General features: G+C 39.3%; 8 protein-coding genes. 4 read left to right on the top strand and 4 right to left on the bottom strand.

Annotation, left to right across the window (positions count from 1 at the left end):
• Window positions 1–47 precede the first annotated feature (47 nt).
• Window positions 48–518 carry a cyanase gene (gene cynS, locus ACUTSU_RS06605; protein ID WP_012005966.1) on the bottom strand — a complete coding sequence of 157 codons (471 nt, stop codon included), beginning with the start codon at window positions 516–518 and terminating at the stop codon, window positions 48–50.
• A gap of 22 nt (window positions 519–540) precedes the next feature.
• Complete coding sequence (locus ACUTSU_RS06610; RefSeq protein ID WP_445650041.1) at window positions 541–1,194, bottom strand: carbonic anhydrase; 654 nt, start codon at window positions 1,192–1,194, stop codon at window positions 541–543.
• Between the two features lie 114 nt (window positions 1,195–1,308).
• Between ACUTSU_RS06610 and cynR the strand changes: the two genes are divergently transcribed.
• The 4 genes from cynR (at window position 1,309) to ACUTSU_RS06630 (ending at window position 5,451) form a co-directional block, all read left to right on the top strand.
• Window positions 1,309–2,226: a transcriptional regulator CynR gene (cynR, locus tag ACUTSU_RS06615; protein WP_445650042.1), complete on the top strand. Its 918-nt coding sequence runs from the start codon at window positions 1,309–1,311 to the stop codon at window positions 2,224–2,226.
• Between the two features lie 134 nt (window positions 2,227–2,360).
• Window positions 2,361–2,777: an MchS3 family protein gene (gene mchS3 / locus ACUTSU_RS06620; RefSeq protein ID WP_445653920.1), complete on the top strand. Its 417-nt coding sequence runs from the start codon at window positions 2,361–2,363 to the stop codon at window positions 2,775–2,777.
• Window positions 2,778–3,380: 603 nt separating this feature from the next.
• Window positions 3,381–4,424, top strand: coding sequence for an HD domain-containing protein (locus tag ACUTSU_RS06625; RefSeq protein ID WP_445653921.1), 1,044 nt, complete (start codon window positions 3,381–3,383; stop codon window positions 4,422–4,424).
• Between the two features lie 10 nt (window positions 4,425–4,434).
• Window positions 4,435–5,451, top strand: coding sequence for a nucleotidyltransferase domain-containing protein (locus tag ACUTSU_RS06630; RefSeq protein ID WP_445653922.1), 1,017 nt, complete (start codon window positions 4,435–4,437; stop codon window positions 5,449–5,451).
• A 115-nt stretch (window positions 5,452–5,566) separates the two neighbouring features.
• On the opposite strand, the gene ACUTSU_RS06635 is transcribed toward ACUTSU_RS06630, so the two are convergent.
• On the bottom strand, window positions 5,567–7,735 hold the full coding sequence (locus tag ACUTSU_RS06635) for a DEAD/DEAH box helicase (protein ID WP_445653923.1): 2,169 nt from the start codon (window positions 7,733–7,735) through the stop codon (window positions 5,567–5,569).
• A gap of 4 nt (window positions 7,736–7,739) precedes the next feature.
• Window positions 7,740–8,675 (bottom strand): HamA C-terminal domain-containing protein, encoded by a 936-nt coding sequence (locus ACUTSU_RS06640; RefSeq protein ID WP_445653924.1) that lies wholly within the window; start codon window positions 8,673–8,675, stop codon window positions 7,740–7,742.
• Between the last annotated feature and the right edge of the window lie 189 nt (window positions 8,676–8,864).

The raw sequence follows: 8,864 nt of genomic DNA on the forward strand, positions 1-8,864 counted from the left end.
GTAATAAGGCAGGCCCTTATGTGGGCGCTGCCTTATTCATCGGGTTATCAGAAAGGCTTGGTCGGCAGGTATTTACCGTCGAGGGTGATTACTGCGCGTTCGCCACCGTCCGGGTCCGGTACCTTTTTGATATCCAGCTTGAAGTTAATGGCGCTGATAATGCCGTCGCCAAACTGCTCATGCACCAGGGCTTTCAGCGTGGAACCGTAGATCTGCACCATTTCGTAGAAGCGATAAATGGTCGGGTCGGTCGGCACGCCGCCGGGGATGCTGCCGCGTAGCGGAATGGTCTGTAACAAGCGAATGGCGTCCTCATCCAAATCCAACTTCTCTGCCACCACGCGGGCGGCCTGTTCCGGCAGCGGATGCTGGCCGAGCAAAGCGGCGGTGACGAACGCCAGGCTTAACCCGGTGCCCTGGTTAATCGCTTCGAAGGTCAGGTTTTTGCGGATCTTGGCCATCATAATGGTGTCGGTCAGGGTTTCGCGGGGGGATGAGTAGTGCAGTGACTGAGTCATAATGTTTCCTTAATAAATGAAATTAAAAGCGTGATACGGCAGGGGTTGCCGTGACCTCAGGATTTGTGGCCAGCGGAATAAAACGGCGGGTTTCGCCATCCAGCGCTTCAATGCCGCCGCTGGCGATGTCATACACCCAACCGTGCAGCTTCAACCGGCCTTGTTCAAGCGCCAATGCCACCGATGGGTGGGTTTTGATATTGTTCAGCTGTGCGATGACGTTCTCACGCACCATCGAATTGACTTTCTCGCTGTCGGATGCATGCTGATAAGCCTGATTGACCGCCTTGGCGGAGTCGGCATAGCGCAGCCAGTTAGCCACGGTCGGCATATGTTCCAGACACTGGCAGGTGGCGATGGCGGTCATTGCGCCACAGTCGGAATGCCCGCAGATCACGATATCTTCAACCCCGAGCGCAGCGACAGCATATTCCACCGAGGCGGAGACCCCACCGGGTTCCGGGCCGAACGAAGGCACGATATTGCCAGCATTGCGGATCACGAACAGGTCGCCCGGTTCGCGCTGGGTAATCAGTTCCGGCACCAGGCGGCTGTCGGAACAGGAGATAAACAGGGTGCGCGGGCTCTGCTGGGTCGCCAGCCGTTGAAACAGTGCCGTGCGTTCGACAAACGCCTCGCGCTGGAACTTCAAAAAGCCTTCAATAACCTCTTTCATACTGTCTCCATCAGGGGGCTGTTAAGCGATGGATGTATCTTGCGCCGCTCTGGCTATAGGGTCTAAGACCCATTTATAATGATTGTCATAGGAATTACTTATAGTAGGGGCGCTATGCTGTTAAGACATATTCGTTATTTTCTGGCCGTTGCCGAGCAGGGCAACTTCACCCGCGCTGCCGAAGTGCTGCACGTCTCGCAGCCCACGCTGTCACAGCAAATCAAACAGCTGGAGGAAACGCTGGGTACGCCGCTGTTTGATCGCAGTGGCCGTACGGTGCGCCTGACCGATGCCGGTGTGGCCTGGATGCGCTATGCCCGTCTTGCGTTGCAGGATCTGGATGAAGGCGTACGCGCGATCCATGACGTGGCGACGCTGGAGCGCGGCAATCTGAGGTTGGCAATGACGCCGACCTTTAGCGCCTATCTGGTTGGCCCGGTTATCGATGCCTTTTATCGGCGTTATCCGGGCATATCTCTGAGTATTCAGGAAATGACGCAGGACAGAATCGAGGCGTTGCTGGCAGAGGACAGGTTGGATTTGGGGATTGCTTTTGGCCAGGCGCAGTCGGTAGATATCGAGGCCACAGACCTGTTTAGTGAATCGTTGAATATGGTGGTTGGCGCAGATCATCTTTTGGCCCAACGGCAACACCCTTTGACGGCGGAGGAGCTTGAACGGCAACCCCTGGCTTTGCTGAGCGAAGATTTTGCTACCCGTCAGTTCATCGATGGTTATTGCCGCCAGCAGAGTATCTGCCCGCTGGTGGCGGTAGAGGCCAATGCGATTGGTGCTATCCTCGAGATTGTGCGCCGTGGTCAACTGGCCACCATTCTACCGGCGGCGATTGCCCAGGCGGATCCGCAGTTGCGGTCGGTGCAACTTGTCGCCGCCTTGCCGGCGCGTCGGGCGGTATTACTGCAACGTAAGAGCGCTTACCGCAGCGCGGCATCGCAGGCGTTTGTAGCGGTTTTACATCAGCAGGATTTGATGTCGGCACATGCCAACCCGGTCTATACCCGTCATACTTGAAGCTGCATCTGTGTTGGCTGCGTTTGCTCACCCCTGTCACTTACCTGAGTAAGCTCCTGGGGATTTACAAACTTGCCGCCTTGATGCAACTCCAATTATTTAGGGTATAAAACCGGTTGAATAGGGAGACTTTTATGAAAATGATTTTTCGCGTTGTGACTTTGTTCGTTGTCTCTTTCTGTTCCTTCTACGGCTATACCGCTGAGCAAAGCAGTGAAGAGACAGAAAATGTTTTATCCAGGGTTAACAACTTCTCTTTGGGAATGAATGGGTTTGTTGGTATTGGCAGCGTTGGCGAGACCGAGTTAATAAAAATCCTAACCTATCAGGATGCGGGAGCCATTTTCTTGCGCATTGCCAAAAATCCGCAGGCAACGCCAGAAGCCAAACTTTATGCCGCCTGTGGCTTAAAAAAGCTTAACAACAACAACGGCGAAGCCGATTTTGCCCAGGAGTGGGATAAACAGGTTTCGGTATTGAAAGGGGATATTTTAAGGACAGAAAAATTTAAAGAGGTCTATTTCACTATCTTAAAGCATGGCTGCTGGTGAGTGTATTTATTTCCCCTCAATCCGCCGGATGGGATTTACTGCCTCCGGCCTTAAGAACACCGCGTGGTGCCTGGCTTTTTCTGCCACCGCATCATTGCTCAAATTGTCACCAAAACTTCCCGCGATCTCTTATCACCGTTATGGCATAATGCGCGCCAAATCACATTCCTAATGATATGAAGAGCGAGCGCTGTGTTAAGCACTAACAACATTACTATGTTGTTTCATATGTAAATAGTGCTTAAAATTGAGCACCTTTTCTACTATATACATTCACCAGTCAGTATGAATAGTGCCAACTTTTTATAATGCATTAAATGTTAACTTATTGATTTAAATTGTTTTTAATGAAAGTGGTAAGCTATTATTCTGTTGTGAGTAGGGCTGGTTTCCCTGCTACCTTCACAAAGAAGTAGCATCAACAAAGGCTCTGAGAAAGACAGTGGATTTGGGAGTGAGGCTTAAAAAATCAATTAAAACATTATGTTATGCATTCCCCTTTTTAAAGGGTGAGTCTTAAAAAGTTTGGAACCTCTTAGCATTCACATTAAAGGATGCTACACTGGCAAGAGTTGTCAACCATAAATGGTGATCGAGCATAATATGACTATTAGTAGAGAATTCAAAAATATTGGGAAAGAGATTGAAGATAAAACCAGTATTATATATTGGATTAGAGATTTAAAAGAGAATAGTAAATTAGCTGAGATCATCGACACTCCGGCTTTTCAGCGTTTGTATGATATATCATTTCTTGGTGCAATTGATTACAGTGATTGTTCAAAACTTATAAAAATAGAAAGGAGCAGAGCATATCATTCAATATGTGTTGCAGGGTTAGCTAATTACATTGCGGTTGAAAGAAATTATAGTGAAGAACTAAAGGAAAACTTGGTCGCTGCTGCTCTTATACATGATATAGGACATATGCCATTGTCTCATAGCGCTGAACCTTACATAAAATCGCATTTAGGATATGGTCACCATGAATTAGGGGAGAGCATAATTGATGGTAAAGTGCAAAGTGATAAAAAACTACATAATATTTTAAAAAACAAATTTGATATTGGTTTTTTAAAAGAGTTATTAAGTAACAAAATGAGTTCTGACGGTGGCGATTTATTTAGTAATCAGATTAATATTGATACCATTGACGGGATTACTCGCTGCTTAGAATATAAGGGTGTTAATAGGTCTAATAGTTTAAATAGACTTGCTATCGCAAAAGCCGCATTTGTTTCTGATGATGAGAATAAGTCTCGCCTTACAAGCCTGGACGACTTTTGGAAGGCGAAGCATTTTGTATATTGTAATTACATCAACAATAAACATGGCGTTATATCTGATACATTAAGCCAAATTTTCTTTGAGGAAAAAAAAGAAATAGATGAATCAGATTTGCTGTCAAATGAAAAAAAATGGATGAAAAAACATGGAGTTTTATTCAAATGGCTTCATGATCTAAAGAATAAAACTATCCCTGCGTGCATATCTAACTACAAGATAAATATAACCGCAAGGAAATATGAAATTCTTTATGAAGAAATGGATATTAAAAATCGTTACGTTAACAAAAAGAGTAAGTCAGTAATTAAAATAGATAATCTTGCAGATAGCAAGGCAATACAGCTGGATTTTGATATGTAATGGAGACTTCATGAGCAATTATCGTGCGTTTTTAGATGGTTATGAGACTATTAAGAAAGCAAATCTCTTTTCTGTAGAGGTTTTGCAAAATATTGAAAATGGTTTGACCGAAGTATTAAATGATTTAGACTCAACAAAATATACTATTGTGACGACAGGGTCATTTGGTAGGGAAGAGGCGTCTGAGGAATCTGACCTAGATGTTTTTATATTCTGTGAAAACGCCACGACAAAAGAAAAAATTCTTGCAAAGAAAGTAGGAATAGAAGAAGTCATTAATAAATTCATCTTAAAGCAAGTGGGAGATACTGGAACTTTTGGTGCAGATGCAATAAGCATATTTGACGATATATTAAAAAATATTGGAGGAAGCAACGATTCAAACGAAACACTGACAAGACGTATGTTGTTTTTATTAGAAGGCAAGTCGATTTATAATAAGGAGGTTTTTAATCAATATAGGAATGTATTAATAACAAAGTATGTTGAGGCAACTAGTGATGGGGTTGGAGTTGATAAATTCATTCTCAACGATATTATTAGATATTATCGAACAATTACTACAGACTTTCAGTATAAAGTAGAGCAAGACGGGAAGTCGTGGGGTCTTAGAAATATAAAGTTAAGGTTTTCAAGGAAGTTATTATATTACGCAGGTGTTTTAACCGTAGCAGCAGTAAGCAACTCATCAAATCGTAGTTGTAGGGTTGAGGAAATATCAAAACTATTAGATATACCTGTTTTGAGAAGGATATACCATATAACGAATATACATAATCAAAAATATGGTGAAGAGATAGTTTCTGTAGATAATATATTTAAGCAGTATGATTATTTTTTAGAAATAATAAGTAATGAAGAGCAACGGAAGTCACTAGAAAGTATAAAAAGGAAAGATGATCGATTAAATAATTCCACATACGAAAAATTAAGCCGAGATAGTAATGATTTTACTAGTGAATTACACTTATTATTGAACAAGCTTTACGATACTGAGCATCCCATCCATATATCTTTAGTTTTCTAGGTTTATTCCTAAGGCTGACCCCAGCGGAACCAATTTTTGTTCCGCTGAGATCATTTTTGCTTATAGTTATATTAGCTGTAAGCTTTGTTATAATATTATCTTTATTAGATGTCATTCACAGTAAATTCTTTTTAATTATTTCTTTTTCGTAAGGAATAAGATTCTTACTATCATAAAGCCTTCTATTAACAACTTCTTTAATAACGTCATCATCGATACATGTTGTAGGTATTGATTTAGATAACTTACGGATAGCAGAGTTAGGTATGCCGTATTCAATTAATATGCTTAAGTTATCAGGAATGAAATCATTTTCAATTAACGAAGAATAAAATAAATAATTCCCAGCTGAAAGATTGTACTCATTGCATACGTGTTTTTGTAATTCATTTAATACTAAAAGTAATTTAGGCACCTTATACTGAAACCAGTGTCTCATTAGGTAAAATGACTCTTTTATTGAGTCATCAATAAGTTGTTGAGTCTTTTCTGGGGTGAGTTTTTCACGCTTGATGCTTTTCATTTTGTAATCATACGTGCTTTTTATTATTATATTTATATTCTGATTATAGCCATAATCATATGTAACTTTAGTTAGTTTCCTCGCAGTTAATTGTTTTGATTTTTCATTCTCTTTTAGTAAAAAATCGTAGCAAAGATTTATACAAAAATCCAATTGGTCATATCTTGGGGTGGAACTCCAAGAAAGTAGCATATGATTTTCTTTTATGTTTTCCCTCAAATATTCCAAAAGTCTTTTTTGGCCTTGAATGTTTATAGCATTTTTAGAAAATAAAAACTTCTCATCAATTGGTAATGATTGCAAAAATCTATATTCAGGAGAGTTTTTGTTTCTAACTTCATCTGGTTCAAGGTTTATTAGAATTTCTTCATGTATGGGATTCTGTTCGAAAAAAGGAATGTCAATATATATTGTCTCTTTCTCTGGAGGAATATTAAAATTATAAACATTACCTGAGTAATGTTGCATTAGCCTTCCTGCTCGCCCCCTTATATTCGAGTAATCGAAATAGTCTATTCCAATGTCATCACCTTTTTTTTCATCAAAGTATATAATGTTTTTAGCGCTAGTGTTTACGCCTTCAATTATTGTGGTAGTGCAAAAAAGAACTTGTATCTTACTATCATTGAAATAGTCTATTATTGATGAGGTCATATGCCTGGGTAAGGCACCGTCATGAAATGCAACACCACATTGTAGTGACTGAATTATTGACCACTTAGGTGATATGTTTTTTTCTATCCATTCGATTATCGATATTTCATTAGTAATATTTTTTTTGTTTGAATGTATGATGTAATCAGAATACTTTTTTGCTAATCTCCTTGCTCTATTCGGTGAGGAACAATATATTATGGACTGTTCTCCCTCTCTGCTATTAAGTAACTCAAAAAGCACATTTTCTTTTAATTTTGCTTTTTTCCCCAGATTGCTAAATTGATCAATGTAATTTTTATAGATATCATAAACATTACATCTAACTAAGCTATAATTTGTTTTATAGAAAACAGCATTGTATTTATCTGAGAAGCCAGGGCTAATTCCATCAATGTTGGGGCCAAGAAAATAAAACTTAGGCTCGCTTTTTTTGTAAACTTTCAAAAAGGCATTGTTCAATGATTGATGTCTTTCATCATCTCTATGCGAACTGAATTTATAAAACTCATCAATTACTAAATAGTCTATTTTTGGCAGATCTTGATATTCATTTACTCGCTCTGCTGTTAATAAAAAAATGTTACCTTTTTCATTCTCGCTAAAAATCTGACTGGTCCTAACTATTAATTTATAACTATTATGATATTTAGTTAGCTTTTTTCTAGTTTCATCTAATAGGGCTAGTGTGGGTTGAATTATTAATATGTTTCGATATTTTCTTGAGGAAACAAGCTCTTCAATTAGCAAGCTTTTCCCAAAGCTTGTAGGTGCACTGGCAATAATGTTTTTTCCAGATTCAATTAGCCCTAACAAATGCTTTTGTTCATCATGGAATAATTTCCCATCAATGTTTTTAGACCTGTTTGTCTCTTTTCTTATTGCTTGTGACATGGAGCTAACGACTAAATTTTCTTTTTCTAAGTAGGGATAAAACCCTACTGATTCCACTAAGTCTGCCAAAATCATATCTAATTCAGGAGCGTAGTCATTTCTGTTTTCTAAAATCTGTATAAGTCTATCTCGACCCAGCTCTTCACTACTTGTAATTAGGAATGCACACTTTTGGTACTCTTCAAAAGTTTGATTGAAAATATCATTATCCATGATATTAATCTCCTATTTGTTGGATTAATGACAGTTTTTTATGAAGAGTTTTAACTAATTCTACTTTGTTTTTTACAGGAAACAACATAAGTATTATGTTTAGTTTCCCTTTTAATGGGTGATTGTAGTTTTTATCAAAATGTTCTTTTATTGCTTTGATTTTATCATTAAAGTATTCATTAAACTCATCGCTATTCTCATCGTTGTATTTAGAGAACGAATCACAACTATATGTACATAATAATGGTATTTGAATGCTTTTCAATTTGTCAGTCAATTTACCACCCGACGCTAGCATATTTAACCAGTAGTTTAAATCGGGCGTGTCTTTAAAGTGTTTTATTTTTTTAGATATAAGAGTAAATTCTGAGTTTAAGTAATCAAACTTAAAATGATCTTCAATATCTTTTAGCAACTCACTGACCCCTCTTTTAGGGTCTATATATAGCTTTGACTCTCCAAGCCATAGTGTTTTTTTCTTGGGGTCAATGTGTACAGCGTCGAAACCATGTACGGTATGACCAATAGAGTCTTTAAAGTATATTTTTGAGAGTAGTGGGAGGGTTTCATGGAAATCTCTAAGAATTAAATGCAGAATTAACTCACCAAACTCACCCCGCCGCAGATACTTATCCGCCACATCATCGGCAAGTCCCTCTGAGCTTGAACATAGATCTCTGACTTTTTGGAACTCATCTATTTTATAAACGGACTTAGCAGCTTCAACTATTTTTCCAAGTGTGTCCGTGTTGTTTGTTTGAGTACCTTCATGAAATCCGTATGCAAATTCGTGTAGCGCGGATAATATTTTTTTCACCAAAGGATCTAGACGATAATATGGGACACCTTGATCATTTAAATCAAAACCAACTAAGTAGCTACATAGAGTTGTTTGATTTATCCTCTCTTCTATAACTTGCTGGGAATCAAAAGGGCTCATCAATCATCCTAGATCTATTGATTGTTATATTCTGTTTCATTCCAGTATAAGCATATCATTATATATAGAGAAGACTGTTTTTTTAAACAGCTGTAATTAAAGTCAGGGGCTGAATAACATTAGCGTTGATAGTGACCTGCCCCCAGGATTAGATACAACGCTCACTTAGTAATGTCGGATCCTTCACTA

It is taken from the genome of Serratia sp. NA_13 (assembly GCF_052691735.1).